The following is a 26332-nucleotide window of genomic DNA, read 5'->3' on the forward strand; positions in this document are numbered from 1 at the left end:
GATGCCAATGAAAGTTAGTTTTGAAAAATACAATCCATGCTGGAAAAATCAGTTTGAATCCATTAAAAACGAACTGAAAGAAAGTATAGGCTTCTTAAATCCCAGCATAGAACATATCGGGAGCACCTCTGTAAAAGGTTTATCAGCAAAACCCATTATAGACATTATGATTGGAGTGAAAGATGAATCAGAACTCGATAAAGTTCCTCCTTTATTACAGGGAAAAGATTACATCTATTACCAAAAGTATAATGAAGATATGCCGTATCGCCGTTTTTTCATTAAGCTAACGGATAAACCTCAGAACTTGGGATTTCCGGAAATTATTTATCCGGAAGATGAAATTCCTGAAGAACTTCACGACCACAACCTTCGTTTAGCTCATATTCATACCATTCCTGTTTCATCAGAACATTGGCTTCGCCATATTGCATTCCGCGATTATCTTCGTACCCATCCCGAAGTAAGAGAGGAATATCAGCAATTAAAAGAAAATCTCAGCACAATGGATTGGTTTGACGGCAATGATTATAATAAAGGAAAAGATCCGTTTATCAAAAGAGAAGAAAAAAATGCTGTTCAATGGTATTTAAATAATCAGAAACTTTAATACTTTACCCAATGAGAAAAGACTTAAAGGAGATAGCCAGCCAGTTTGCAAAATCAAAAATGCTGAATGACTTTATAGAATATGGAGGCGTTGCTGCCGCTATAGAAACTGCAGATGGAAATGTATATACAGGAATCAGTATTGATACCGCATGTTCTATGGGTTTTTGTGCTAAACATAGTGCTGTAGCGGAAATGTTAAAGAATGGGGAGTATCATATCAAAGCAGTAGTGGCGGTGGGAAATGATGGAAATGCAGTTCCACCTTGTGGACGCTGCAGAGAATTGATGAGCCAGTTGTCCAAAGAAAACCTTAATGCTGTGGTGGAAGTGAAAAACGGAGTTTTTGTATCCTTGAAAGAACTGATGCCTTATGACTGGAAAGAAGATCTTGACAGAGACTGGTAATTATAGATTAAATAATAAAAAATGAAGATCATGGAGTTCAAAACCTTAGCCAATATAGATGTAGAAGAGCTTTTAGAAGTATTCAACCTGTCTTTTTCAGACTATGTTGTTCCTTTTCACCTTACAAAGGAAATGCTTACCTCTAAAATAGCTGCTGAAAAATTAGATTTGACTATTTCAGTAGGTGCCTTTGAAGATGGAAAATTAGTAAGCTTCATTCTTCAGTCCGAAAAATTAGAGAATGGACAGAAAATTATATATAACGGCGGGACAGGAGTTGTACCTGGAAACAGAGGTCAAGGGCTGGTAAGAAAAATGTATGATTTTATCATTCCTGTTTTAAAAGAAAGACAAGCGAATGTATTACTGCTTGAAGTGATTGAAGGAAACTCAGGAGCTATTAGGGCTTATGAAAACTTGGGCTTTACGGTAGTTAGAAAATTGCTTTGTTTTAAAGGAAATATCAATTCTGGAATCGGAAATTCCCATATAACAATAAAAGATATGCATACATTTCAGTGGGATAATCTCCGTTCCTTCTGGGATATTGAACCTTCATGGCAGGGATCGGTTTATGTCTTGAATCCTATGCCGGATACATATAAAACTTTAGGAGCCTATTCAGATGAAAAGTTGGTTGGGTACATTGTTTACAATCCTGATACGAGAAGAGTGCTTCAGATTGCGGTACATAAAAACTATAGAAAACAAGGAATAGGTTCCGGGCTTTTTACAGCTATTGCTGACGGACAGCCAATTGCGATTAATAATGTGGATGATACTTCTAAAGAAGCAGGCGCATTTCTTGATAAAAAAATAGGCCTTAAAAACTGGTTATCACAATTTGAAATGAAACGGAGTATTTAACCAACGTTTCCATTGACATTAAAAATAAAAGGTTTTAATATACTTTTAACCTCTTAAACTTTTCAGGGAGCAGTAGAGAATGTAACTTTGCCGAAAATTTTAAAATAATGAAGCGAGGAATACATTTTTTACTGCTGTTTCTTTCCTTAACGGTTTTTGCCCAACAGGGAGCTATTGATACAGCACAGGTAGTAATACCAGGTCGTCAGAATAGTATTGAAGCCCAGTCAAAACCATATGTTATCATGATTTCTACAGATGGTTTTCGATATGATTATGCGAAAAAATACAATGCTGAAAACCTCCTGAAACTTTCTGAAAATGGAGTGAAAGCAAAAGCTATGATTCCTAGTTACCCAAGTATCACTTTTCCCAATCATTGGAGCCTTATCACCGGACTCTATCCCTCTCATCACGGTTTGATTGATAACTTTTTCTATGATTACAAAAGAAAGGAACCTTATGCGATGAGCAATAAAAAAAATGCAGAAGATGGAAGCTGGTATGGTGGAACTCCGCTTTGGGGATTAGCCGAAAAACAAGGAATGGTATCAGCATCCTTAATGTGGGTAGGATCTGCGAGTGATGCAGGAGGATTAAGACCGACGTACTACTATCCTTATCATGAAAAATTTACTCCATCAGAAAAAGTAGAAAAAGTGATGAACTGGCTAAAGCTGCCGGAAGATAAAAGACCCCATTTCATTTCATTATATTTCCCGGAAGTAGATGGGAGCGGGCATCATTTTGGTCCGGATACTAAAGAAACAGAAACTGCTGTTCATTTGATTGATAAAGCAATTGGAGATCTTGTTCAGAAAGTCAGCGATTTAGGGTTGAAAAATGTCAATTTTGTTTTTGTTTCCGACCATGGTATGATTAAGGTTGATGGTGGAACTCCATTGGAAATTCCGGCTCTTCTTTTTGATAAAGACAGATTTGATTTTTACAATTCTCAGACCCTTTTAAGAGTATATGTTAAAAATCCGGATGAGGTGAAATCTGTTTATAAAGAATTAAAAGCTCAAAAAACAGATGACTACGAAGTATATTTGGATAAAAAACTACCAAAATATCTGCATTTCGCGACAAGAGATGATCAATACAGCAGAATAGGACAGATTCTTCTCCTTCCAAAAGCACCAAAAATATTTCTGGAAAAAGGAAAGAAAACTTCCGTAGGGAAACATGGGTACAATCCAAGAACAGTTCCTGAAATGAAGGCAACCTTCTACGCATGGGGGCCGGAATTCAAAAATAATCTGGAGATTGATGAATTTGCTAATATCAATGTTTATCCCTTGGTTGCTGAAGTTTTAGGATTGAAAGCGGATCAGCCGATCGATGGAAAACTGAAGGTTTTAGGAAAAATTTTAAAAGAAAAAAAGTAAATCTTAAGTTTAATAGAATTGCAATACAAAAATGTACTGCAATTTTTTTATGAATTTTCAAAACAGTATCGGCGCACCAAAGGTGCGCCGATACTCGTTAATTTTATTTCAGCCTTAAAAGCAGAGGCTTAAACAAAATTATTGTTAGAATTTACTAACAAACTCCTTTGCAAACTCCTCCAATTTAATATTTCCGGTAACAGGAGAATGGTGTTCAATAAAATCTTTTTGGACGGTTCCGGTTTTCATTCCCTTTCCCATTTCAACATACAGTTCGGCCATATCTTGTGGTAAACCGGCCTGTAGCATCCCGTTTAAAGAATCTTCATCTGTGAATTCTACCCAAGGAAGTGCTGGCTTTTCGATAGCAGCTCCTAATACTTTGGCAAAATCAGAGGCTGTTCGGGAGTCACTTACAATGTATTTGATATTTTTACCTGTGTCATTGTTTACCAATTCCTCTGCAGCTGCTTTGGCAATATCTGCTGGATGTACCACAGGAATTTCTGTATTTTCAGAATAATTACCACCAATAATTCCTGCATTTTTAATCAATGGAATATCATTGAAGAAATTAGTATAAAAATAGCCTGCTCTTAAAAAGGTAAATGAGGTGTTTTCAATTTCACGATAAAGTTTTTCGATATGGTGAAGTCCTTTGATAGGACCATTTTCTACTGGAGATCCTGCTCCCACACTGCTTAACATAACTGCTCTTTTTACCCCGGTTTTCTTTAATGCTTCCGCATAATTCTTTCCGGCATTGATTGTATTCTGAATGATATTTTCGGCACTGATAGCAGGTGGTGTCATCACAAATACAGCATCTGCTCCGGTAAAAGTCTGGGTTAAGAAATCAACATCTGTAATAGATCCGATAGCAGGTTTTGCTCCTAAAGATTCAATGTCTTGTTTTCTTTCTTCATTACTGCTGATAACAGTGATGTCATGTCCTTGTTCTACCAATTGCTTTGTTAAAGGTTTGGCGACGTTTCCTAGTGATCCTGTGATAATAATTTTCATATGTAAATATTTTATTGTTTTTAATGGTCATGAAATCACCGAATACTGACTCATTTTTATCCATTGAGCAAATGATTGCGATTTCATAACAAATATTTTTTTATTTCCTGAGACAAAGTTATATTTGTACTTACTTTTATACAAGTACTTACCCTAAAGTATGTAACTATGACTGCCATCAAAGAAAGTTCAACGATCCAGGAGAACAAAAAGACAGTGCAGGATTGTCCTGTAATGTACGTTATGGAAAGAATTGGCGGATTCTGGAAACCCATTATCCTTTTTAATCTTTCTACAGGAGAAAAAAGATACAGTGAACTGAAGAAAGCAATTCCTGCAGTAACAGAAAAAATGTTAATTCAGCATCTGAAACAACTGGAAGCAGATGGGCTTATTATAAGAACAGCTAAGCCTGTAGTACCACCTCATGTGACTTATAAATTGAGTGATGCCGGCAATGAATTAGCTCCCGTTATAGATGCAATGGCTGCATGGGCTTTTCAGGATATGGAAAGGAATGATTACAAATGCGCTGAAGGAAACCAATACATGATTGATAAAAATCAGAATAGCTTTGGTAAAAACCTGAAAAAATAAAAAAGAGGTTCTTCAATTCGAAGAACCTCTTTTTATCCTGTAGAAGAAATTATAGAGACTGCATATCAATAACGAAACGGTATCTCACATCGCTTTTCAGCATTCTTTCATACGCTTCATTAATCTCTTGCATTTTAATCATTTCAATTTCTGAAACAATGTTGTGTTCTCCACAGAAATCCAGCAATTCCTGAGTTTCTGCAATACCTCCAATCACAGATCCTGCTACAGATTTTCTTCCCAGGATCATAGGAACTGTATTTAAAATAGGTTCCAGACCTCCTAAATATCCCACAAGAACATGAGTTCCGCTGATATTTAAAGTAGTGACATAAGGATTTACATCATGTACATAAGGAACGGTATCAATAATCACATCAAACTTTCCTTTCACTGACTTCATTTGCTCTTCATCAGTAGAAATAATAACATGATCGGCCCCTAACTGCTTAGCATCCTCAGTTTTTCCGGGTGTTCTTGAGAATAAAGTCACTTCAGCACCTAATCCTTTGGCAAGCTTAATTGCCATATGTCCCAATCCACCTAAACCAACAACGGCTACTTTAGAATCCGGACCTACATTCCAGTGTCTCAAAGGCGACCAGGTTGTAATTCCTGCGCAAAGAAGAGGAGCTACAGCAGCAGGATCAAGATTTTCAGGTACCTTTAGTACATGGTGAGAATCTACTACTACTTTTTGAGAATATCCACCGAAAGTATGACCTCCCGAATGTTTATCCTTTCCATTATAAGTTCCGGTGAATCCATTCTCACAATACTGTTCAAGATCATGCTGGCAACTGTTACAATGTCCGCAAGAATCTACAATACATCCTACACCTGCAAGATCACCCACTTTGAATTTGGATACTTCATTTCCTACTTTGGTAATTCTTCCTATAATTTCATGTCCGGGAACAGCAGGATAGATGGTGCCACCCCAATCGTTTCTTGCTGTATGAAGGTCAGAATGGCATACCCCGCAGTATAGAATTTCAATTTCTACATCTTTGGAAGTAACTTCTCTTCTTTCAATATTCATTTCTTTCAGATCTGCTGTGGTAGACTCTGCCCCAAAAGCTTTTACTGTAAATGTGCTCATTTGATTATTTATTTTATTTGGTTTAATATATTGTTGCTATAAATTGTTATATTCTTCATCCGTTACAGGATTCAACCATTCCACAATACCGTTCTGTGTGTTGGTATTGATGGCGATGTGCGTGAACTCACTGTCAGGAGCTGCACCATGCCAGTGAATCACATTTGGAAGAATATTTACAATATCTCCGGGATGTAATGCCTGTGCAGGTTTTCCTTTCTCTTGGTAAAAACCCGTTCCTGAAGTTACAATTAAAATTTGCCCACCTCCATGAGAGTGCCAGTTATTTCTGCATCCGGGTTCAAAAATTACATTCCCGATTTGGCAGTTCAGTTGATCTTCATTAGGTTTCAGGATTTGAACCCAAGCAGTTCCTCCTGAAAAATAATCCGACGAAGCCTTTTCGCCCTTCGGAAAAATAGTTGTATTAAAAGTTTCCATAACGGTACAAAATTCGAAACTTTCAGAGAAACCTTACTTATATGGATTACCGAATTACTTACCAATTTTACCGACACGATATCTGTTATGTCAGAATTTGGTAATTTTGAATGGTAAAAATATACTTCATGGAAAATCAGGAGGTTGAAATCTATAATACGGTTTCGGAATATAATAAAATGGCCCATCATGAAACATTGCATCCGTTGGTGAGCGTGATTGATTTTTCCAAATCAGATCCCATTTGTCAATACAGAAGGAAGTTTGGTTTTTATACCGTTTTCCTGAAAGATGTGATGTGTGGAGATATGCAGTATGGAAAGCATAGTTACGATTATCAGGAAGGAACATTGGTTTTCATCGCACCAGGGCAAACGTATGGAATTTATAATAAAGATAAATCTGTTCAGCCGGCAGGTTTTGCGTTAATTTTCCATCCCGATCTTTTAAAAGGAACCAATCTTGGGAAAAATATAAAAGAATATAATTTCTTTTCCTATGATGTACATGAAGCCTTACACCTTTCGGAAAAAGAAAGAGAGATTATCCTGGATTGTTTTAAAAATATAAAACATGAACTTGAACAATCCATTGATAAACACAGTAAATCATTAATTGTAAATAATATTGAGCTGTTTTTAAATTACTGTATGCGTTTCTATGACCGTCAGTTTATTACCAGAGATCATATTAATCAGGGAGTTATTGGGAAATTTGAGAATCTTGTTGATGATTATTTAAAATCTGACAATCCTAAAAATATAGGCTTTCCCATGGTGAATTATTTTGCCGAAAAACTGAATCTTTCAGCGAATTATTTCGGAGACCTTATCAAAAAAGAATTAGGAATCTCTCCGCAGGAATTTATCCACAATAAGTTGATTGATATTGCGAAAGTACAGATATTAGATCATGGAAAATCAATCAGTGAAATTTCCTATGATCTGGGTTTTAAATATCCACAGCATTTTACAAGATTATTCAAAACAAAAGTAGGGATATCCCCAAGTGAATACAAAATCCTGAACTGAGTTTAAACACAACTATCACAAATCTTTTTTCACAATAGCACGAATGAATTTATTTGTGGGAATTAATGCATTCATTAGCGCTATTAGTGTTTAATTACTCATATAAATTTTCCATTCTCGGAAAACAAGGTTATCTTTAAAGGTAGAAGTTTTCACCACTCAACAATGAAATCACAGAATAAAGAAACCCATGTATTCAATATCCGCTTTGGCACTATTACTGGATTGAAGGAAGAAGGAATCATAAGAGTTAAAAGTATTCGTTATGCCTATTCCGAAAGATTTCAAAAACCTGTTCCGGCTGAGCATTTTATCTTTGACAACAGGTTTGAGGATAAAATTCCGGTTTGTCCACAGAAACTCAGTCCGCTTGTGGAAAAAATGATCGGTGCAACACCGGTTGAAGAATTTGAACCTGAAGAATCTACTCAATATCTTTCGATAACACGTCCTGAAAATATCTTAGAAAACGAAAAACTTCCTGTTATTGTCTGGATTCATGGTGGCTCCCACGAGATTGGTTGTGGAGACCTTCCCACTGCTGATCCTGCAGAATGGGTAAAAGAGCAACAAATTATTGTTGTTACAGTATCTTATCGTTTAGGGCTCTTTGGCTTTTTAGGAGGGGATGAAAAGAGACCTCCTAATTTAGGTCTGTTGGATATAATGGAAGCCCTGAAATGGATCAAAGCTAATATTGCAGATTTTGGCGGAGATCCGGAAAATGTTACCCTGCTTGGTCAGTCTTCGGGAGGAGATGCTATTGCCCATTTGATGATCTCAAAAGGAGTTGATAATTTATTTCATAGGGTAATTATTCAAAGTGCTCCTTTAGGATTGCGGCATAAAAGGCAGAAAATGTCTGCTGAGTTTTTAAAGAAAACAGAAGAGATTAAAGATGAGGTTGATATTTATAAAATGATGGATGATTATGGGAAATTAGTGCCATCTGTAATGAAATATGGTTTAAAAGCTGCTATGCCTTTTGGTATCCAATATGGATTTCCTCCTTTATGTAGAGAAGACGAATCTGTTGAAAAATGGCGTGAAAATGCTAAAAAATATGATGTACTGATTGGTTTCAATAAAGATGAAACCGCATTTTATCTAAAAACTTCAGAAGCTTTAAATAAATATTTTGGAAAGGGCTTTGGGCTAAAGATTATGGATAAAACGGTTGAAAAAACTACGGACATTATCTATGGAACTCCAGCCAGGCAATTTGCAGAAAATTATGCAAGGGGAGGAGGGAATATTTATTTGTTTAAGATACATTCCAAACTAAAAGAGAATCCTATTGGAGCTCCTCATTGCATTGATCTTCCTCTGATTTTCGGGAATGAATCTGCCTGGAAATCTTCTGAACTCCTGAAAGATATTCCCTGGGAACGTATTCAAAAGCACGGAAGAAAATTAAGGGCTCTGTGGGCTGAGTTTGCAAGAACCGGAACAATATCAGATGCATCAGAACGTCCTGAAATTTTAGAACTCAGAAAAATTCAGGTTCTGCAGAATAATACAATCTAAAATTTCAATAATTTTAGATTGTACATTATTATTTAATAATTAGGTAGATGAAAACGTGGTGTTGGTAGGTTTTATTTAATAATAATTATAATATATTGTTTATATTTGAGTTACAAATTCAAAAAAATAATAATTATGAAAATCAGAAAAACTTCCAATGCAAGAAAAATTGACCGTCAGGAACTAAAAAATGTAAATGGTGGAATCATCATCAGAGACAGAACTTGTTGCTTTTATAACGAAGACAATATCTGTTGTGAGTGGGCTCCTGATCTATGGAGTTGTAGAGGTATTAAATGCTAATATTTACAACACGATAAAAAAATAAAGCGTACATCATGTACGCTTTATTATTTATTCCGGAATCCAGACACTTACATTTCCGGCAGGTACAGGAAAATTTCCCCAACCATTTTCATCGATGGGGATCTTATTTTTAAACCTTTTTAATAGGTCCTTACACTTTTTTCCGGCATATCGCTTTCCTATTTCCATCGGCTTGTTGTAAGCCTCTTTATTGCTAAGAACTACAGCACAGCCTGTATGAGTTTCATCACCTTCGCGTATCCATCCAATACAGTTGGCATCCTCGAAATAATCTCGCTGTTCTCCATAAGCATGATCTTTTCTAGCTTTCAGAAGCTCTTCAATACCATCTATTTTAGGCATAAATATTTCCTGATCATTTCCTTCTTTATCTTTGTCAGTATAATGGGCACCATACAAATCCGGATAAAAAACACATGGATACCCATCTTTTCGCAATAGAATCAAAGCATAGGCAATAGGTTTGAACCAAGGTTCAACAGGAGCTTCCAAATCCTGCAACGGCTGTGTATCATGATTAGCAACTATACTCACCGAATGTAAAGGATCAGCTTGGGTGAGGGTTTCATCAAAAATTCTTCTGAGATCATAGGAAGCACCTTCTTTAGATGCATTATGAAAATTGTTTTGCAGTGAGCTGTCAAAAAGACTCATACAGCCTTCGGTTACTTCAATATACTTTTGAAGCAGATGAAGATATCCGGGAGCCCAGTATTCTCCTACAGCAAAAATGTTTTTTCCGGTATTGGAGCGGAGCAGCGTGAGCCATTCCTTATAAAAGTCGAAGGAAATATGCTTTAAAGCATCAAGGCGAACACCATCAAAATCTGTTTCGTCAAAATACCACTTCGCCCACGTGTTGAGCTCTTCGCGTACAAAAGGATTTCTGTGTTCAATGTCATTGTACATCAGATAATCATAATTGCCTTTTTCATCATGGATCATTTCTTCCCAGTCGTCCCCATATTCAGATTGTATTTTATAAATATGAGACTCCATGCCCTCCGCATAATCTACACCACTGAAGCAAGTAAAATTCCATTCAAAATCAGAATATTTTTTTTCTCTTCCCGGAAAAGTAAACTTGGTATAGGATTCTATTTCCATAATATCGGAAATCACTTTTTCTCTGTTGTTTTCATCCACTTTTACCACATTGAACTTCTCCAGTTCATCACCCCCTGCTTTATGGCCCAAAACAATATCTACAATAACCTCTATATTTTGTTTTTTTAAAGCGTTGATTGCTTTTGCATATTCTTTTTTAGTACCATATTTGGTTGGCAGGGTTCCTTTCTGGTCAAATTCTCCGAGATCATAAAGATCGTAGGTATCATATCCTACCGAGTATCCACCATTTGCTCCTTTATAAGCAGGAGGAAACCATACAGAAGTTATTCCCAGTTTCGCCAGGTATTTGGACTGTTTTTCGGCTGCTTTCCATAGCTTTCCATCACCTTCAGAATACCAGTGGAAAAACTGAATCATTGTTGGGTTCATATAATTTGCTGATTTGTGGAATACAAGTTAGCGAAAAAATATGACCTGTTAATTTTCAAATTCTTTAAACGGGATTTTTAGTTGAACGGAGACAAGCTTTTTTTCTTCCGTGTTCAAATGAGAAAGTGATAGCCCAAGCAAGCGAACAGCTTTATCAAAAGGGCGTAGCTCCCAAAGTTTTTTTCCTGTATTGAAATATTCTTCCGGAGACGTAAAGTACTCCTCTCTGGTTACACTTCTTGTAAAAAGCGAGAAATCCTTATACTTAATTTTTAAGGTTAAAGTCCTTCCGAGAATATTGTTTTTCTGTAGACGTTGATGAAGTTCCTGCCCCAGGCTTTCCAGCTTTTCATTGATTTGCTGTTCATCAAAAAGATCTTCAAAAAAAGTTCTTTCTACCGCTACACTTTTTTGGATCCGATGAGGTTTAACTTCAGAAGTATGTATACCCCGAACCACATTGTAGTAATGTTTTCCGGATTTTCCAAAGATTCTTACCAACTCTTCCAGCGATCTTTTCTTTAAATCTTTTCCTTTGTAAATGCCTAAACTAAACATTTTGTTAGCAGTAACCTTTCCTACACCATAAAATTTTTCCACAGGTAATTCTTCTAAGAAGTTTTCCACTTTATCGGGATGGATGGTTTTCTGGCCATTAGGCTTATTGATATCAGAAGCTACTTTAGCCAAAAATTTATTCACAGAAATTCCTGCAGATGCAGTTAAACCCGTTTGTTCAAATATTTTCTGACGAATCTCCCTTGCAATCTGGTTGGCAGATTCTATTTCTTTTTTATTTTCGGTAACATCGAGATAGGCTTCATCCAATGAGAGCGGTTCTACAAGATCGGTGTACTCATAGAAGATCTCACGGATCATTTTTGAAATTTCTTTATAGCGTGCAAAACGGGGCGGAACAAAGATGAGATCTGGGCATTTCTCTTTGGCTGTTTTACTGGGCATGGCAGAACGGACACCATATTTTCGGGCTTCATAGCTTGCTGCAGCTACTACGCCTCTGTGTTGGCCACCTACTGCAATAGGTTTTCCTTTCAGTGCAGGATTATCATGCTGTTCTACAGAGGCATAAAATGCGTCCATATCCACGTGAATAATTTTACGAAGCGGCAAAGAAAAATCCATATCACAAAGATATGGATTCCTGTATTTATGGTGAATTTTTTATAGCGGGAAGCTTGAAGCTTGAAGGAGGAAGTTAACGAGGTCAGTAAGGAAATTGATAACCATAAGTCTCAAATTATTTCCTGCTTCTCTCTCTCAGCCTCCAGCCTTTTCACGACTTTAGCCGCATTGTAAGAAGATGAGGTTCGAAACCTGCTTTTTCATAAGCTTTTACAGCAGAATCATTTTCAGCATAAACATCAAGTCTTATTTCTGAAATTCCCCTGGATTTTGCCCAGTCGATAAGCGCATCAGTAATTATTTTATTGACACCTTTTCCCCTGTGTTCAGGTTTTACATACATAAAACCCAGATAAGCATAGCTCTTAAATTTATTATAATCTTTCTCAGAATTTTTGATAAGAGCATAACCGGATGCGATAATTTCATTATTGTCTTCTACAACAACTAAAGTTGCCTCCGGAGATTGTATGAATTCATTCAGATCATAATAATGGATTTCGCCATCAATCAATGTACTGTTAAAAGGTCTTTCTGCAGAAACAATTCCCTGCTCAAAGGTTAAAAGGATTTCTAAATCCTGTTCTGTGGCTTCTCTTGTGATCATGGTATAAAAAATAAATGAAGTTTAAACATTCCGCTTTGATGGAGTGTTTAAACTTCAAGGTTTTGATATTTTAAAAATTATTTTAAAAGTTTGTCTATGGTCTGCTGAATCTCAGGATCTTCCGGAGAAATAGCATAATATTTTGCAATCGCTGATTTTTGATCGATAATCATATATCTTGGAATCCAGTTGAGATCCACATAATTGTTGAAATCATTTTTCCAGCCTGAAGCAAACCAATAATTGTCTTTTTCTTTCATATTGAATCTTACAAGACTCTTATCAAATCCTTCTTTAGATCTTTCCAGCGATAAGAACACAAAGTCAATATTTGGATTGTTTTTTTCTAATATTTCGGCTTTTGGAAGTGCCTGAAGACAGTCTCTGCACCATCCGGCCCAAAAATCGATCACTAAAACTTTTCCTTTATGCTGATCCAGAATTTCCTGGATGGTAATTGTTTTTCCATCCTCATCTTCCAGTTTTTGTTTTAAGGCTTCCTTAGAAAATCCTGTTTTAAGAGCAGTAGGAATTTTTTGTGCATAGCTAAAGCTAAACAGACCTACCATAAAAATTAATAACAACTTTCTCATTCTACAATTTCATTTACACAAAACTAAGCAATGCATTGCAATTCTGTATTTATTTTTTCTGAATTGGGAAAAATTTATATTATTGACAATTTCTATGAATATTGTTATAGTATAGATGAAGATTGCCTCAAAGAGAAAACTCTATTTTTTAGTGAGAATATTTTTTGCCACGAATGCATGAATTTTTTCATTTTATTCGTGCATTCGTGGTTATTTATAAGTTTTTAAAATATTTTTTTGAGAATTCCTATTGGTAATTTTTTATCAAGCCTTTCACTACGGTGATTACATTCGGCATGGCTTTATTTGCTGCATTTAAAACTTCTTCGTGAGAAACAGCAAAGGCAATGTCCGGTCCTCCAAGATCTGTAATAACGGACATACAGAATACATCCATTCCCATATGTCTGGCAACGATCACTTCAGGAACGGTACTCATTCCTACCATATCACCGCCAATAGCTTTAATCATTCCGTATTCGGCAGGAGTTTCAAAAGTAGGACCTTGTAAGGCTACATAAATCCCTCGATGGATTTTAATATTGTTGTCTGCAGCAGCTTGTTCCGCCACAGCGATCATTTTTTTGCTGTAAGGTTCACTCATATCCACAAATCGTGGTCCAAGCTCGTCAATATTTTTACCTCGAAGCGGATGCTCAGGCATCATATTGATGTGATCTTTTAAAATAACGATATCTGCAATACTGTAGGATGGATTTACACTACCACATGCATTGGAAAGAATAAGATTTTTAATTCCCAACAGATGAAAAACCCTTACAGGAAAGGTTACTGTTTCCATAGAATGCCCTTCATAATAATGAAAACGGCCACTCATCATCAGTACTTTTTTTCCTTCCAGTATTCCATAGATAAGCTTTCCTGTATGTCCTACTACTGTAGTTTGTGGAAAATTGGGGATATCTTTGTATTCTAAAACATGGATCGGTTCTACTTCATTCTGCAGTTTCCCAAGTCCGGATCCTAAAACAACCGCAAAATCAGGAGTGTCCTGAATGATATTTCTGATGAAATCAGCTGTCTCTTTAATTTTTTCTAACATAATCTAAGATGATTTGATTGAATTCTTCCTTTTTATCAATAATGACATTGATAGGCCAGTAGTAAACAATTTCTCTAAGATAGTCAAAAGTTTTCAGACGAACGTAATCTTTCTCTGTGGTTAATATCAGCTTATATTCTCCTAATTTTTTATACTCCGCAAGGATTTTTTTAATATCATCATCCGTGAAATTATGATGATCTCTGAATTTCAGATGAGTTACCCTTTTTGAAAATTTAGCCAGATGTTCCAGAAGCGGTTTAGGGTTCGCAATTCCGGTAATCAGTAGAATATCATAGTAGTTTAGATTATTATCCGGAAGCATTTTATCTTTTCCGTATACATTTTCGTCATAACCGATAGATGAAAAGAACACTTTTTGGTTATAAGAAGGTCTGATCCTTGAAATATAATATCTTTTGGTTTCCTCTGTAAGCTCATCAGGGCATTTGCTGACCATAATGACATCTGCTCTTTTAGATCCGGCTCTGGATTCCCTAAGATCTCCGGCAGGAAGAAGATAGTCTTTAAAAAACGGATCATTAAAATCGGTCATCAGAATATTGAATCCCGCTTTGATGGCACGGTGCTGCATGGCATCATCCAAAATCAGTACTCCAAGATCCATATCTTCAATCACTTTTTTGGCGCCGGGAACACGTTCTTCCGAAACTGCAATCACAAAACGGTTTTTGAAACGCTCAAAAAGCTGCATCGCTTCATCCCCTACAATCTTGTAGTTGCTTTCATAATTCGTTACTTCATAGCCTTTTGTTAATCTTCCGTACCCTCGTGAAAGGACTCCGGTTCTGTAATGTTTGGATAAATACTGGGCAAGATACATCACCATCGGCGATTTTCCGCTTCCGCCCACAGAGAGATTCCCGACATTGATTATCGGTGTCTTGAATTTTGTCGATTTAAAAATCCCCAAATCATACATTGTGTTTCGGATACCCGTTACCATATGATAAGCAAGGGAAAAAGGATAAAGGTACCATCTTTTCATACGATTGCAAAAATAGGAATTTTCATAAGCATTAGAGTAATATTCTCAAAGACTTTTCAACAAATATTTCGTTAAATTAAAGTATTTTTGTGGAGTTATTACAATACATTGAGATACTTTATAGAATTTTCTTACAACGGAAAGAATTATTTCGGCTACCAGATACAGCCGGATGCTATTTCTGTGCAGGAAGAACTGGAAAAAGCACTTTCCACCATTTTAAGAGAAGAGATTAAAACAACAGGAGCCGGAAGAACGGATACTGGTGTTCATGCTAAAAAAATATTTGCTCATTTTGATACGGAGCAGGAACTGAATGATGAGCTTCCTCGAAGACTAAACAGTTTTCTTCCTCCTGATATATCCATTGAAAGAATTTTTAGGGTGAAGGATGATTTTCATGCCCGTTTCGATGCGACCTACAGAACCTATGAATATTATATTTCGTTGGAAAAAAATCCGTTTACTCAGGAATCTGCCTGGCAGCACTGGAAAAGACCTTTGGATATCAACAAAATGAACGAAGCTTGTAAAATTCTTTTTGAATACGAAGATTTTACAAGTTTTGCTAAATTAAAAACCGACAATAAAACGAACATCTGCAAAATGTACATCGCAAAATGGGAACAGAATGGAGCGGAACTGAAGTTCACGGTCTCTGCCAACCGTTTTCTGAGAAATATGGTGCGTGCGATTGTAGGAACAATGATAGAGATTGGTACAGGAAAATTAAAACCGGAAGATCTTCGCAGAGTCATTGAAGATAAAAACCGTAATGCTGCCGGAACCTCTGCTCCTGCCCATGGATTATATCTTGTAGATGTAGGCTATGAATTTTAAATAAAAACTAAAAACTATAATCATGTTATCAATTCTTATTCTCATTGGAGCTTATCGATATTATGCAAGATTAGCAGAAAAATTCGGAAAAGTGAAATGGCAGCTGGGACTTTTGGCGGTAGGGGTTTATTTGGGTACTCAGATCATTTTAGGAATGTCTTACGGAGTTTACTTAGCTTCAACTGATCCAGAGGCTGTGAATAATGTAAATTATACAGGTTTTTCTGCCGCTAACCTTGTCGGTTGGTTACTTTCTCTTCTTGCAGTATGGGGAGTTTATCTTCTTCTGGAACAAAAATATAAAAAAGAAAATCTGCAAAAGCCCTCTATAGAAATTCAACAGATCGGTAAGGTTTCGGATGATTCACAGAATTGAAATTGAAGCGTTCAAGAGGTTTGATAAAAATGAGATTAGCTGCGAAAGATATTCATTCTGTAAATGACAGGCATCTTATATTTTCTATGACGATTTGCAAAAGTTGTACAGGCTGAGAATTTAGAAAGTCTTATTTTTGCATAGAATTTTAATTCTTTTCTTCGATTCGTATAATGAAAAAACAAGATACCTGGGGAATTGTAAAAAGGCTGTTCTTTATTGGAATGAAATTTCGTTCTTGGTTCATCCTTACTTTAATAATTTCCGTCATACTCTCTATAGTTTCTACTTACAGACCATACCTTACCATGGAAGTGGTGGATAATGACATTACAAAGCTGCAGGATAAGGCTTTGATGATGAAGCATATCTATATTCTTGTGGGATTGGTCTTTGCTGAAACCATTTTAAACTTTTTCCTGGTTTATTTCTCAAATTTTATCTCACAGAATGTAATCAGGGATATCAGAGAGCGTCTATATTCTAAACTGATTTATTTCAAAACATCATTCTTTGATAAAACACCGATCGGTCAGTTGGTAACCCGTGCAGTAGGAGATGTTGAAACCATTGCTATAGTATATACAGACGGGTTCCTGATGGTTTTCGGAGATATTCTGAGAATTGTATTTGTGTTGGTTATGATGTTCAGTACGAACGTTCACCTGAGTTATATTACGCTTGCTATTCTGCCTTTAATGGTCGTGATTACAAGGTTTTTTCAGAAAAGACTTAAAAAAGCTTTTGGGGACGAAAGAAACTGGACTGCTACCCAAAACTCTTTTGTACAGGAAAGATTGGCCGGAATGTCTATCATCCAGGTATTCAACAGGCAGGAATCAGAATTTAAGAAATTTGATGATATCAATATTACCTTGAAAGGAGCATTGTTGAGAACTGTTTTCATTTTTTCACTTTTCTTTCCGGTAGTAGAACTTATTTCCTCATTATTTATAGGATTTATCCTGTTTTATGGTGGATATATTACGATCAGTGCTGGGGTAGTCATTGCCTTTATTCAGTATATTTCCATGTTGATCCGTCCATTAAGACAGATTGCAGACCGATTCAATAATATCCAGCGAGGAATTGTAGGGGCAGAAAGAGTATTGGGATTAATGGATGAAGAAAATTCAATGACCAATACAGGTACTGTGAAAAAAGACCACTTTGCCGGTAAAATTGAATTCCAGAAAGTACGCTTTGCTTATGATGAAAAACAGGAAGTACTGAAGGGTATTGACTTTAAAGTAAATCCTGGAGAAACCGTTGCTATTGTAGGAGCAACCGGAGCGGGTAAATCTACCATTATCAGTTTGATTACAAGACTTTATGATATCAATTCAGGAAATATTCTTATCGATGATGTAGATTTAAAAGACTATGAGCTTTATAATCTGAGAAGTCATATCGGAGTAGTATTGCAGGATGTATTTCTTTTCCATGGAAGTATTTTTGAAAACCTTGCGTTTGGAGACGATAGTATTACCCTTGAAAAAATAAAGGCCGGAGCTAAAGAAATTGAAGTAGATCAGTTCATTGAACAGCTTCCGGGCGGCTATGATTATGTGGTAAGTGAAAGAGGGTCATCTATTTCCTTAGGCCAAAGACAATTACTGTCGTTCCTGAGAGCTTATTTATCTGATCCCAAAATTCTGATCCTGGATGAAGCCACATCTTCTATTGACCATGAAAGTGAAAAACTGATTCAGAGAGCCACAGAAAAAATTACTAAAAACAGAACGTCCATTATTATTGCTCATAGACTTTCCACTATTGAAAAAGCAGATAAAATTATTGTGATGGAGCATGGTAAAATTGTAGAAGAAGGAAGACATTTGGAACTTTTGGATAAAAACGGATACTACGCTACTTTATACAAGGCACAACTTCGACATGAAGTGGAATTGGAAGAAGAAAAGGAATCAAAATAAAAGCGTATTTAAAACTATAAAAAAAAGAGAGCAAAATGCTCTCTTTTTTGTTATTGAAGGTATCTAGAATTTTAATTTTTTAGTCAGTACCTTTCCATCTTTTAGAACAACATTCACTGTGATGATTGTGCTCCTTTGATTGACAGGAAATCTAAATTCAGAAGCATTGATGTCTGTTCTGTTTACCAATAGCTTTCCTGATGCATCATAGATATGTAATGAAGCAATTTTTGATTCCCCTTTTACATATACTGAATTTTCATCCTTGGTGATGAATGAATTATTTTTTGAAGTTATATCATTTACAGATAATGAAGCCTGCGGTACTATGGTTACGGAATAATCTTCCACTTGTCCATATTCTGGAGTATAGCATGACGTAATGGTAATACCTGCCAAATCACCGATAACCCTCATTCTTAAAGGAGTATTTAATACAGCATCTGATGGAGGGGTGACAGAAGCAGTCGCAAATGAACCACTGGTTACTCCCGTTTGATTTAAAATCGCTTCTGTAATTTCATTAAACTGACCATCATTGTTGTAATCAATATATGCTTTTATTCTGTGGCTGTTATTTAGTCCCGGAGCCACCTGAATGGTAGTGGCTGTATTGCTGGGAATTGTCGTTTTGCTGATTCCCATACAGTAGTTGCCGGTAAAGTTTTCATAGAAGTTATTAATTGCCTGTTTGTAGCTGTTGGAAGAGTTATTGATGCTTCCAAACTTTACTGAAGTAATTCCAATGTTATAATTTCCAGGAGCATTTATTGTTGTTGGAGTACATGCGCTAGTAAGAGATACACTGTTATTAGGAGTTGTACTTGCAGCAACCGGAGAGTTGATTAATGATTGTCTGTACTTCAGAAGTTGTGCTGTTGCACGATCTGTTTGTCCCTGAGTAAATAAATCTCTGAAGCAAAAGGTATAAGCCATTACATTTCTTTCTCCACCAGCATATAGCTGACTGGTACATGGGTTGATTTGTCCGGTCTGACAATTTCTGGGAACAGAGGCATGATAAAGACTTTTCATAGGTTCAGTATCACATACCAAATCACCATTCAAGGTACAGTCTGTATTGACAGGGCAATCTCCTGTAGTCGCATTATATCCTTCGTGGGTATGTCTTAAGCCTAAAGCATGGCCAAACTCGTGAGCCAAAGTCTGCGCATTGACTGCTGAGGCACTGGTGGCCATAAAAGAATAATCGTTGCTCCCGCCCGGATAATAAGCATATCCATTCAATGCCCCTGCGTTTGAAGTCAGTTTTTTCACAACATAGATATTGTAGTATTTGCTGGTGTCCCATTGTCCCATTGCGGTAATCTCTGTTGCTGGAACTGCGTTGGTTGTGTTGTCATCATTTACTCCGCCACTTACGTATTTTGGAAGGCTGGAAGCATCAATTCTATTAATACCATTGGTAGGATTGCAATTAGGATCTACCTTCGCAAAAACGAATTTTACAGGTAAAGGAGAACTTGTAGCGGCCATTCCACTGGATGCATTTCCTGCAAAGACACCATTGGTATAGTTTACCCAGGCAATGATATCAGCATCGGATTTGTTATTAATACTTCCTATTGGGCTTCCATCTCCTACAACGTGTATAACAATTGGAATTTCATAGATCTGGTTTTGACCATTCTTCGCCGCTAATTTGCCGCTTTTGACCATTTTTGATAATTCCAGATTGAAGGTATCATCCTGAACCTTTTCATTGGGGAACTTGGCGTAATGTTTTCTCATTAATTCGTCAGTTCCACATTCTAAAAATTCTACATTCTGTGAATAAAAATTTGAAGATAAAGTTGTTGTAATAAGCAGAAATAATAGTTTTTTCAAAGTTATTTATTTAAGTGTTGTTTTTCTCCACCAAAAATAAATAAAAAAACAATAAGGGTCAGTGCTTTTTAAAACTGCAGAAAACAAAGTTTTGAGTGGTTTCGAAAGGAGTCGTGTGATCTTCCGTAATACATTGGATCTTATCGAAACTTTCCATAAATTTTTCAGAAAGAGAAGCCTCATCATATTGCTGAATATCCAGTCCGCTGCATTTGGTTGGTCCATTTTTGGAAAAAGTTCCTAGAACTAAAAATTTATTTATATTTTTCTCTGCAATATCAATATATGCTGAAATCTGCTCCGGAGTTGTTAAGAAATGGAAGGCCGCTCTGTCATGCCAGATATCATAAGTTTCAGTGGGTTCAAATGCTGTAATGTCTGTAGCAATCCATTTTACCTTCTCTGCCTGGTCTCCTAGCCTCTCTTTTGCTTTTTCCAAAGCCTTGGCAGAAATATCCAATACAGTAATATTTTCATAACCTTCTTCAAGAAGAAAATCAACCAGAGTACTATCTCCACCACCAATGTCTATGATTTTAGCTTCTTTTCCCAATCCGAAAGAATGAATAAAATTAAGGGACGTTTGAGGTTTTTCCTGTGTCCAGCTTACCTGGTCAGGATTTTTAGTTTCATACACATTTTCCCAGTGGTTTTTATTGGTGGAAGAATTCATGAGTCCTTTAATTGATTATTTATTTGTTCAAATTTATTAATTAATTCGTCAACTTTTCCTTGTTGTTTCTTTATAGTTTTAGGTCTGATATAAAACCAATTGAAACCTATCCATATCAAAGTTGCGGCGTATACTAAAATGGCAGAAACGGATGACATTTTTAGGGCATATTCATACATATACAGGCATATTCCAAGGAACAACATAATGAAATACAGATTAAGCATAGTGGTTTGCATGAATTTCTGTTTATTCTTAACCAGATATAGATTCTGAAGATATTCACTGTTAGATTGGGTATTGTCAATTTTATAAAAAATCATAAACATTCTGTTGTAAGCCAGCAGAAAAATAACCATAGCCAGAATGACAAGTACAATCCCGATTTTTGTACTGGTAAACTGGGGCTGATAACGATACCATATAAAAGCAATGCATAAACTGGTTGCAATCAATAGGAGGTTGGTAAAGATCAGTTTGCGAAGGTTTTCATTTTTAAACTTTTTCAGTCTATTAAGGAGCTCTTCTATATTAGGTTTTGGAGAAGTCTGTTGTTTCCATATATTTTTAAAATCGATATTAGTATCCATTGTGCTTAAATTTTTGTGTTAATTTTTCTTTGATCCTATGAATTTTTACCCGGATATTGGATTCCGAGAGCCCTGTAATCTGAGCGATTTCCGCTTGCTTTACTTCTTCCAGTTCCAGAGAGATAATAATTCTGTCCGTTTCCGGAAGCTCTGAAATAAACTGATAGAGTAATTGTATTTGCGGTTCCATAGATTCCTGTTTTTTTTCTTCCAGATTGATGGGGAGATCTGTTTTGGAAAATCTTTTTTCCTTTTCAATCTGTCGGAGACAATTATTGGAAGCGATTCTGAAGATCCATGTTCCGATGTTGGATTCATTTCTAAATTTCGGGAGCTGCTGCCATACGATGATGAAGGTTTCCTGAGCTAGATCCTGAGCTAGATCGGTATCATTGACATATCCCATACACAAACGGAATATCTTTTGCCAGTAGAGTTCGTAAATGTCCTCAAATACCATTATTTCGAAGATAAAAAGTTATTGAGCTGATTAAAATACCATTCTTTGTCATCATACATAATGAAATGAAGTCCTTTTGTGGAATATTGAAAATTGGCGTTTTTAAGATTTGTATACTGTGCTTCAATTGATGGTTTCATAAATACAAAATAAGATTCCAGAAGAATAAGAGAAGGACATTGTATATTTTTGATGGTTTCCCTTAGATCAGTATTAGAGAAATCGCAGTACATTTTGGCAAATGTTTTTCTGTCAGATTTCATGCTCCAGTCAATGACGGTACTCTGCATAGAAGTATCTGCCAGAAGGCGAGGAATAGACTGAGTCTGCATTTTACGGAAGTCTTCATCGGTCATTGTTGTAAATTTAGTAATGGTTGATGAGCAATCGTTGTTTTCTTTGGGTGTAAAATTAGGATTAGAGATTGCAGCCAGGCAGGGTAAAGTATCCACAATAACAATTTTGCCTACCAGCTCAGGATAATCTGCTGCGATGGCCAGCGCAAGACCGCCTCCCATACTGTGTCCAATGATAACAGGTTTTTCAATTTTATAAGCCTTTATATAAGCTGCAATTCCCTTTTCCCAATCTTTGAAGCTGGCATCAGCATCAGGTTTTGCTCCTGCAAATCCCGCCATGGTTAACGTGTAGCAGGTGAAATCTTTTTCAAACTTTGCAGTTGTTTCATTCCATACCTCTCCTGAAGAAGCAAATCCGGGAATAAGAATTAAAGACTGTTTTCCCTTTCCGGTTTTCTTTACCTCAAACGGGTATGTTTTTTCCTGACCAAATATATTACATACTGCTGCAAAAAATAACATGATGATAAGAAGGAATGTAAATTTTTTCATGATTTCTAAAGTTTTAAGGTTTATTTGTCTTTTAGAGACCTGCTTTTTTAAAATGTTACACTATTTTTTTACTTTTTTTGAAAAAAGATTATCTCTTCTGTGCAATCCGTTATGATAAGGGAAAAAATACCATTTGAAATTTTATAATTATTCTTTCTCTACGGTTAGATTTTTAGAGACAGATATGATAAAAATCATGATTCATGCGATGTTTAGGTCTGTTTATCTGTGTTTCCTCTCTGGTATGTGATTAATGTGGTTATGAAATAAATTAAATTTTTACGTTTTGGGTGTTTAGAATTAAAAAATAATGACTTAATAGTATTTATATTGATAAAAATTATTAAATTTATTGAAAGTTTAAGTCGCTGCCCCGGGAAGTGATGGGGTAGGCAGACAAAAATGGAATTTTTAACTAAAAACTAAAAAATATAAATGAGTAATAATATTCAAGATGAATTTAAAGTTTTTAAGGACGAACTAAAAAAACTTAATATCGAAGTACAGAAAGTAGTAAAAGTAGGAAATGGAAGTATGGATTTTCATGAAGTTTTCTACAAATCGCCGCGATATGAAGAGGTGAAGACTGTGTATGTTCAGCGTCATAATCTGGACAGTATGATAGAAAAATTCAAACAAGCTTATCATTAAAATATAACCAGCGCCGCAGAAAATATGCGGCGCTGATTTTTTATAGGTTCAAACGTGAATAGAAGACGTTAGAATATTAGCGGAAAAATGTTCCTGAGCATAGCTCTCCTTTAATCTTTGTCTAGTGTTGACGTCTTTTTAGTGTCCTTCATTCCGATATACACTATGAGAGAAAATAAGATACAACCAGTAATATACCAGTAAAAATATTCTTCGGAACCGATCTTTTTAAACCAAAGGGCAATATATTCTGCAGTTCCTCCGAAAATAGCTACTGTAATGGCGTAAGGAAGACCTACCCCCAACGCCCTGATCTCAGACGGAAAAAGTTCAGCCTTTACCACTGCATTAATGGAGGTATAACCACTTACAATGATGAGTGCTGCCATAATAAGGAAAAAGGCACCCCACATTGAAGTTGTGGTACTGAGTGCTGTTAGAAGCGGAACCGTACATAAAGTTCCCAGAACCCCAAATCCCAGAAGCAGTGGACGTCTTCCTATTTTATCAGATAATCCTCCGAAGACAGGCTGAAGACACGCAAATATAAATAAAGAGATAAAAGAAATTAAGGTAGACTGTTCTTTGCTAAGATGTACTGTATTTACCAGAAATTTCTGCATATAGGTGGTATAGGTATAAAATGCCAATGTTCCTCCCAATGTAAGACCTACCACAGTAAGCAAAGCTTTAGGATGTTTAAGAAGCTCTTTAATGGTTCCTTTTTTCTTTTCATTGAAATCTTTTTTATTTTCAAAAGCTTCCGTTTCGTGAAGATTAGCTCGTAGATATAACGCTATAATGGAAAGCATAGCTCCGATGACGAAAGGAATTCTCCAGCCCCATTCTTCCAGTTGAGTTTCCGTTAATATTAATTTTTGCAGAATCAGTTGAATTCCTAATGCAATAAGCTGCCCGCCAATCAGAGTAACATATTGAAAACTTGAATAGAAACCTCTTCTGTCTTCCGTTGCCATCTCACTGAGATAAGTAGCTGAAACACCATACTCTCCACCCACACTTAGGCCTTGTAATAATCTTGCAATTAAAAGTAGAATAGGAGCCAGGATACCTATGGTTTTATAAGTTGGGGTAAGGGCAATAAGAAGGGAACCAAACGACATCAGCAGTACGGAAAGAGTCATTGCTTTTTTTCTTCCGATTTTGTCGGCTATACTTCCAAATAGCCATCCCCCGATAGGACGCATAAGAAAACCGACAGCGAAAATCCCTGCAGTATTCATTAATTGAGCATTGAGATCAGAATCCGGGAAAAAGGAATTGGAGAAATAAATAGCAAAGGCAGCATAGGCATACCAGTCATACCATTCAACAAGATTTCCTATAGATCCGCCTACAATGGCTTTGATTCTTTGAGCAGTAGTAATTGAGGTAGTATTCATAAGAGTAAGATATTAAATTTTTTAAAGTACGATTTGCAGAGACAGAAGGAATTCACCTTTTCTGTCAAAAATAGTTTTAGATGTGATATCATATAAGGGTCGGCTGCTATACTGAGCAACAATTCTTGCATTTTGACCATATAAATAGAAATTGGCACCTATATCATAATAACTTCCGCTTTGGTTAAGGGCTTCCATATTTTTCAGGGCATAGTTGAAGAAGGGCTGAATTTTTAAAACCTTACTGAATTTTGGAATAACGAAGCCCGCCTGTGAAAACCAGATATTTCCTGTTCCCATTAAAACCCTGTTATTTCCTGCTCCTTCTAATGCCCTCTGACCGGTAAATGTCTGATCCGGAGTTCCGGGATTAAGGAGTCCGCTCATCCTTAGGTGATTGGGTCCATAATTATAATTGTAGTATACCGAATAGAGCGTGAGTCCCATTTCTTTATTTTTATTACCTAAAGGTATTTCCGAATAAATGTCAGCTCCAAAAATATTGGCGGGATGAGATTCAAAAGTATTTTCTGAAGGTTGGCTTTGTGTAGCATCTTTACTGGTATAGAAACCAGCGCCTATATTCAGGACTTTTTTCACTGCAAGGTTATTTCCTGGTAAAAAAGAGGTGACGGTAGTTTCTTTATTAAAGAACTGATAAAAGGCATATCCTGAATAAGACAATTTTCCACTTTGATTATTGTCTACTGCAGGCCCTCCAACCACTGGCTTTAAGTTCGTGGCAAAAGGTTTATTGATGCTGAATCTATAGTTAAGTCTGTCAAACTCTCCATGGATGAAGACTCCCAATTGCCTTGAAAACTGATCTGCAATTTCAATGGATGGGAAATTGAAAATAGGAATATCTCCTGCAAGCATTTTGGTTGTGCTGGCACTGGTAAGACGGCTCACCCCATTCCAGGAATGCAGACCCGCTCCCAGATAGAGATTATTTTTATTGGGTTTTCCAGTCTGAAAATTATTTCTTGGAATAATAGCCAATTCATTATAGGCATCATGGAAAAAAAAGGATGCTTTTTTTCCGGCTCCATTATTACCGGTTCCGGTCCCTCCACCTGAAATAAAATTCTGATTATTAATCCCCATTTGTAAGAAAACAGAATAAAAAGGAGTCAGTTGACTCTGAATCGTTAATCTCATTCTCCGGATTCCTGCATCATAAGTTTGTTCCTGCGGCACTCCATTGACGCTTGTGCCTGGATTATTTTCGATACTTCGAAGCCAGATCTGGCTGGAAATACCAAATTTAAGCCATTGGTCACCTTTGGAATTGAGCTTTATTTTAAGCTCTCCAACCTCCAGAGGGCTTTTCTCTGAAGTATTTTCCATAGGATTCTTTTTGATATTAACCGTATCCTGGCTATAAATGTTTTGTATGACCATTACACTGAAAATAATGAGCAATTTTTTCATAGGTGCTTTTGTTTGCTCCTAAACAAGATATAAA

Annotated in this window: 28 protein-coding genes; 12 read left to right on the forward strand and 16 right to left on the reverse strand. The window is 36.2% G+C overall.

From position 1 onward, the window contains the following. The first annotated feature begins 7 nt into the window (after positions 1-7). The 4 genes from EG344_RS14235 (at position 8) to EG344_RS14250 (ending at position 3275) form a co-directional block, all read left to right on the forward strand. A complete protein-coding gene (locus tag EG344_RS14235; RefSeq protein ID WP_123909975.1) occupies positions 8-610 on the forward strand; it encodes a GrpB family protein in 603 nt (200 codons plus the stop codon). A gap of 11 nt (positions 611-621) precedes the next feature. Continuing rightward, positions 622-1017 (forward strand): cytidine deaminase family protein, encoded by a 396-nt coding sequence (locus EG344_RS14240; RefSeq protein ID WP_123909976.1) that lies wholly within the window; start codon positions 622-624, stop codon positions 1015-1017. 30 nt (positions 1018-1047) lie between these two features. Continuing rightward, entirely contained in the window at positions 1048-1884 is an 837-nt protein-coding gene (locus tag EG344_RS14245) for a GNAT family N-acetyltransferase (RefSeq protein WP_164464439.1), read from the forward strand. A 107-nt stretch (positions 1885-1991) separates the two neighbouring features. Beyond that, complete coding sequence (locus EG344_RS14250) at positions 1992-3275, forward strand: ectonucleotide pyrophosphatase/phosphodiesterase (protein ID WP_123909978.1); 1284 nt, start codon at positions 1992-1994, stop codon at positions 3273-3275. A gap of 144 nt (positions 3276-3419) precedes the next feature. Here the strand turns inward: EG344_RS14250 and EG344_RS14255 are convergent, their stop codons facing one another. Beyond that, positions 3420-4298: an NAD(P)H-binding protein gene (locus EG344_RS14255; protein ID WP_123909979.1), complete on the reverse strand. Its 879-nt coding sequence runs from the start codon at positions 4296-4298 to the stop codon at positions 3420-3422. Positions 4299-4466: 168 nt separating this feature from the next. On the opposite strand from EG344_RS14255, the gene EG344_RS14260 reads away from it, so the two are divergent. After that, positions 4467-4895 carry a winged helix-turn-helix transcriptional regulator gene (locus EG344_RS14260; protein WP_123909980.1) on the forward strand — a complete coding sequence of 143 codons (429 nt, stop codon included), beginning with the start codon at positions 4467-4469 and terminating at the stop codon, positions 4893-4895. Between the two features lie 49 nt (positions 4896-4944). Here the strand turns inward: EG344_RS14260 and EG344_RS14265 are convergent, their stop codons facing one another. Both EG344_RS14265 and EG344_RS14270 read right to left on the reverse strand, forming a co-directional pair. After that, positions 4945-5997: an NAD(P)-dependent alcohol dehydrogenase gene (locus EG344_RS14265; protein WP_123909981.1), complete on the reverse strand. Its 1053-nt coding sequence runs from the start codon at positions 5995-5997 to the stop codon at positions 4945-4947. 36 nt (positions 5998-6033) lie between these two features. Then, positions 6034-6438, reverse strand: coding sequence for a cupin domain-containing protein (locus tag EG344_RS14270; protein WP_123909982.1), 405 nt, complete (start codon positions 6436-6438; stop codon positions 6034-6036). Positions 6439-6566: 128 nt separating this feature from the next. On the opposite strand from EG344_RS14270, the gene EG344_RS14275 reads away from it, so the two are divergent. The 3 genes from EG344_RS14275 to EG344_RS23960 all read left to right on the forward strand — a co-directional run bounded on the left by EG344_RS14275 (position 6567) and on the right by EG344_RS23960 (position 9299). After that, the gene (locus EG344_RS14275) at positions 6567-7469 is read left to right on the forward strand and encodes a helix-turn-helix domain-containing protein (RefSeq protein WP_123909983.1); all 903 of its coding nucleotides are present in this window, start codon (positions 6567-6569) and stop codon (positions 7467-7469) included. A gap of 165 nt (positions 7470-7634) precedes the next feature. Next, positions 7635-8996, forward strand: coding sequence for a carboxylesterase family protein (locus EG344_RS14280; protein ID WP_123909984.1), 1362 nt, complete (start codon positions 7635-7637; stop codon positions 8994-8996). A gap of 135 nt (positions 8997-9131) precedes the next feature. Continuing rightward, complete coding sequence (locus tag EG344_RS23960) at positions 9132-9299, forward strand: hypothetical protein (RefSeq protein WP_164464440.1); 168 nt, start codon at positions 9132-9134, stop codon at positions 9297-9299. A 51-nt stretch (positions 9300-9350) separates the two neighbouring features. Here the strand turns inward: EG344_RS23960 and EG344_RS14285 are convergent, their stop codons facing one another. The 6 genes from EG344_RS14285 to lpxK all read right to left on the reverse strand — a co-directional run bounded on the left by EG344_RS14285 (position 9351) and on the right by lpxK (position 15238). Next, entirely contained in the window at positions 9351-10823 is a 1473-nt protein-coding gene (locus EG344_RS14285; RefSeq protein ID WP_123909985.1) for an alpha-amylase, read from the reverse strand. A gap of 48 nt (positions 10824-10871) precedes the next feature. After that, positions 10872-11966 carry a DNA polymerase IV gene (gene dinB, locus EG344_RS14290; protein ID WP_123909986.1) on the reverse strand — a complete coding sequence of 365 codons (1095 nt, stop codon included), beginning with the start codon at positions 11964-11966 and terminating at the stop codon, positions 10872-10874. 151 nt (positions 11967-12117) lie between these two features. Continuing rightward, the gene (locus EG344_RS14295) at positions 12118-12573 is read right to left on the reverse strand and encodes a GNAT family N-acetyltransferase (RefSeq protein WP_123909987.1); all 456 of its coding nucleotides are present in this window, start codon (positions 12571-12573) and stop codon (positions 12118-12120) included. Between the two features lie 77 nt (positions 12574-12650). Then, a complete protein-coding gene (locus EG344_RS14300) occupies positions 12651-13166 on the reverse strand; it encodes a TlpA family protein disulfide reductase (RefSeq protein WP_123909988.1) in 516 nt (171 codons plus the stop codon). Positions 13167-13413: 247 nt separating this feature from the next. Beyond that, complete coding sequence (locus EG344_RS14305; RefSeq protein ID WP_123909989.1) at positions 13414-14229, reverse strand: purine-nucleoside phosphorylase; 816 nt, start codon at positions 14227-14229, stop codon at positions 13414-13416. Next, the gene (gene lpxK / locus EG344_RS14310) at positions 14213-15238 is read right to left on the reverse strand and encodes a tetraacyldisaccharide 4'-kinase (protein WP_123909990.1); all 1026 of its coding nucleotides are present in this window, start codon (positions 15236-15238) and stop codon (positions 14213-14215) included. The genes EG344_RS14305 and lpxK overlap by 17 nt, the downstream gene beginning before the upstream one ends. Positions 15239-15325: 87 nt before the next feature. On the opposite strand from lpxK, the gene truA reads away from it, so the two are divergent. From truA to EG344_RS14325, 3 genes are all read left to right on the forward strand, one after another. Next, the gene (gene truA, locus EG344_RS14315; protein WP_228412740.1) at positions 15326-16078 is read left to right on the forward strand and encodes a tRNA pseudouridine(38-40) synthase TruA; all 753 of its coding nucleotides are present in this window, start codon (positions 15326-15328) and stop codon (positions 16076-16078) included. 22 nt (positions 16079-16100) lie between these two features. After that, positions 16101-16454, forward strand: a complete 354-nt coding sequence (locus EG344_RS14320) for a hypothetical protein (RefSeq protein ID WP_123909991.1) — start codon at positions 16101-16103, stop codon at positions 16452-16454. Positions 16455-16627: 173 nt separating this feature from the next. Further along, a complete protein-coding gene (locus EG344_RS14325) occupies positions 16628-18388 on the forward strand; it encodes an ABC transporter ATP-binding protein (RefSeq protein WP_123909992.1) in 1761 nt (586 codons plus the stop codon). Between the two features lie 63 nt (positions 18389-18451). Here the strand turns inward: EG344_RS14325 and EG344_RS14330 are convergent, their stop codons facing one another. From EG344_RS14330 to EG344_RS14350, 5 genes are read right to left on the reverse strand one after another with little or no spacing between them, the layout of a single operon-like run. Beyond that, positions 18452-20236, reverse strand: coding sequence for a M43 family zinc metalloprotease (locus EG344_RS14330; RefSeq protein WP_123909993.1), 1785 nt, complete (start codon positions 20234-20236; stop codon positions 18452-18454). 58 nt (positions 20237-20294) lie between these two features. Continuing rightward, positions 20295-20909, reverse strand: coding sequence for a class I SAM-dependent methyltransferase (locus EG344_RS14335; RefSeq protein WP_123909994.1), 615 nt, complete (start codon positions 20907-20909; stop codon positions 20295-20297). Next, complete coding sequence (locus EG344_RS14340; RefSeq protein WP_123909995.1) at positions 20906-21499, reverse strand: hypothetical protein; 594 nt, start codon at positions 21497-21499, stop codon at positions 20906-20908. The genes EG344_RS14335 and EG344_RS14340 overlap by 4 nt, the downstream gene beginning before the upstream one ends. Further along, complete coding sequence (locus EG344_RS14345; protein WP_123909996.1) at positions 21489-21959, reverse strand: RNA polymerase sigma factor; 471 nt, start codon at positions 21957-21959, stop codon at positions 21489-21491. The genes EG344_RS14340 and EG344_RS14345 overlap by 11 nt, the downstream gene beginning before the upstream one ends. Beyond that, a complete protein-coding gene (locus EG344_RS14350; RefSeq protein ID WP_123909997.1) occupies positions 21959-22810 on the reverse strand; it encodes an alpha/beta fold hydrolase in 852 nt (283 codons plus the stop codon). Before EG344_RS14350 ends, EG344_RS14345 begins: the two co-directional genes overlap by 1 nt. A gap of 435 nt (positions 22811-23245) precedes the next feature. On the opposite strand from EG344_RS14350, the gene EG344_RS14355 reads away from it, so the two are divergent. Further along, entirely contained in the window at positions 23246-23461 is a 216-nt protein-coding gene (locus tag EG344_RS14355; RefSeq protein WP_123909998.1) for a hypothetical protein, read from the forward strand. Positions 23462-23571: 110 nt separating this feature from the next. On the opposite strand, the gene EG344_RS14360 is transcribed toward EG344_RS14355, so the two are convergent. Beyond that, positions 23572-24864 (reverse strand): MFS transporter, encoded by a 1293-nt coding sequence (locus EG344_RS14360; protein ID WP_123909999.1) that lies wholly within the window; start codon positions 24862-24864, stop codon positions 23572-23574. A 21-nt stretch (positions 24865-24885) separates the two neighbouring features. Further along, positions 24886-26298, reverse strand: a complete 1413-nt coding sequence (locus tag EG344_RS14365; protein WP_123910000.1) for a porin — start codon at positions 26296-26298, stop codon at positions 24886-24888. Positions 26299-26332 lie beyond the last annotated feature (34 nt).

Source organism: Chryseobacterium sp. G0162, assembly GCF_003815715.1.
GTDB lineage: Bacteria > Bacteroidota > Bacteroidia > Flavobacteriales > Weeksellaceae > Chryseobacterium.

What these genes read in the sequence shown, in the direction of transcription:
- EG344_RS14235 (WP_123909975.1), top strand. Translation starts at nt 8, where the DNA reads ATGAAAGTTAGTTTTGAAAAATACAATCCATGCTGGAAAAATCAGTTT.
- EG344_RS14240 (WP_123909976.1), top strand. Translation starts at nt 622, where the DNA reads ATGAGAAAAGACTTAAAGGAGATAGCCAGCCAGTTTGCAAAATCAAAA.
- EG344_RS14245 (WP_164464439.1), top strand. Translation starts at nt 1,048, where the DNA reads ATGGAGTTCAAAACCTTAGCCAATATAGATGTAGAAGAGCTTTTAGAA.
- EG344_RS14250 (WP_123909978.1), top strand. Translation starts at nt 1,992, where the DNA reads ATGAAGCGAGGAATACATTTTTTACTGCTGTTTCTTTCCTTAACGGTT.
- EG344_RS14255 (WP_123909979.1), bottom strand. Translation starts at nt 4,298, where the DNA reads ATGAAAATTATTATCACAGGATCACTAGGAAACGTCGCCAAACCTTTA.
- EG344_RS14260 (WP_123909980.1), top strand. Translation starts at nt 4,467, where the DNA reads ATGACTGCCATCAAAGAAAGTTCAACGATCCAGGAGAACAAAAAGACA.
- EG344_RS14265 (WP_123909981.1), bottom strand. Translation starts at nt 5,997, where the DNA reads ATGAGCACATTTACAGTAAAAGCTTTTGGGGCAGAGTCTACCACAGCA.
- EG344_RS14270 (WP_123909982.1), bottom strand. Translation starts at nt 6,438, where the DNA reads ATGGAAACTTTTAATACAACTATTTTTCCGAAGGGCGAAAAGGCTTCG.
- EG344_RS14275 (WP_123909983.1), top strand. Translation starts at nt 6,567, where the DNA reads ATGGAAAATCAGGAGGTTGAAATCTATAATACGGTTTCGGAATATAAT.
- EG344_RS14280 (WP_123909984.1), top strand. Translation starts at nt 7,635, where the DNA reads ATGAAATCACAGAATAAAGAAACCCATGTATTCAATATCCGCTTTGGC.
- EG344_RS23960 (WP_164464440.1), top strand. Translation starts at nt 9,132, where the DNA reads ATGAAAATCAGAAAAACTTCCAATGCAAGAAAAATTGACCGTCAGGAA.
- EG344_RS14285 (WP_123909985.1), bottom strand. Translation starts at nt 10,823, where the DNA reads ATGAACCCAACAATGATTCAGTTTTTCCACTGGTATTCTGAAGGTGAT.
- dinB (WP_123909986.1), bottom strand. Translation starts at nt 11,966, where the DNA reads ATGGATTTTTCTTTGCCGCTTCGTAAAATTATTCACGTGGATATGGAC.
- EG344_RS14295 (WP_123909987.1), bottom strand. Translation starts at nt 12,573, where the DNA reads ATGATCACAAGAGAAGCCACAGAACAGGATTTAGAAATCCTTTTAACC.
- EG344_RS14300 (WP_123909988.1), bottom strand. Translation starts at nt 13,166, where the DNA reads ATGAGAAAGTTGTTATTAATTTTTATGGTAGGTCTGTTTAGCTTTAGC.
- EG344_RS14305 (WP_123909989.1), bottom strand. Translation starts at nt 14,229, where the DNA reads ATGTTAGAAAAAATTAAAGAGACAGCTGATTTCATCAGAAATATCATT.
- lpxK (WP_123909990.1), bottom strand. Translation starts at nt 15,238, where the DNA reads ATGAAAAGATGGTACCTTTATCCTTTTTCCCTTGCTTATCATATGGTA.
- EG344_RS14320 (WP_123909991.1), top strand. Translation starts at nt 16,101, where the DNA reads ATGTTATCAATTCTTATTCTCATTGGAGCTTATCGATATTATGCAAGA.
- EG344_RS14325 (WP_123909992.1), top strand. Translation starts at nt 16,628, where the DNA reads ATGAAAAAACAAGATACCTGGGGAATTGTAAAAAGGCTGTTCTTTATT.
- EG344_RS14335 (WP_123909994.1), bottom strand. Translation starts at nt 20,909, where the DNA reads ATGAATTCTTCCACCAATAAAAACCACTGGGAAAATGTGTATGAAACT.
- EG344_RS14340 (WP_123909995.1), bottom strand. Translation starts at nt 21,499, where the DNA reads ATGGATACTAATATCGATTTTAAAAATATATGGAAACAACAGACTTCT.
- EG344_RS14345 (WP_123909996.1), bottom strand. Translation starts at nt 21,959, where the DNA reads ATGGTATTTGAGGACATTTACGAACTCTACTGGCAAAAGATATTCCGT.
- EG344_RS14350 (WP_123909997.1), bottom strand. Translation starts at nt 22,810, where the DNA reads ATGAAAAAATTTACATTCCTTCTTATCATCATGTTATTTTTTGCAGCA.
- EG344_RS14355 (WP_123909998.1), top strand. Translation starts at nt 23,246, where the DNA reads ATGAGTAATAATATTCAAGATGAATTTAAAGTTTTTAAGGACGAACTA.
- EG344_RS14360 (WP_123909999.1), bottom strand. Translation starts at nt 24,864, where the DNA reads ATGAATACTACCTCAATTACTACTGCTCAAAGAATCAAAGCCATTGTA.
- EG344_RS14365 (WP_123910000.1), bottom strand. Translation starts at nt 26,298, where the DNA reads ATGAAAAAATTGCTCATTATTTTCAGTGTAATGGTCATACAAAACATT.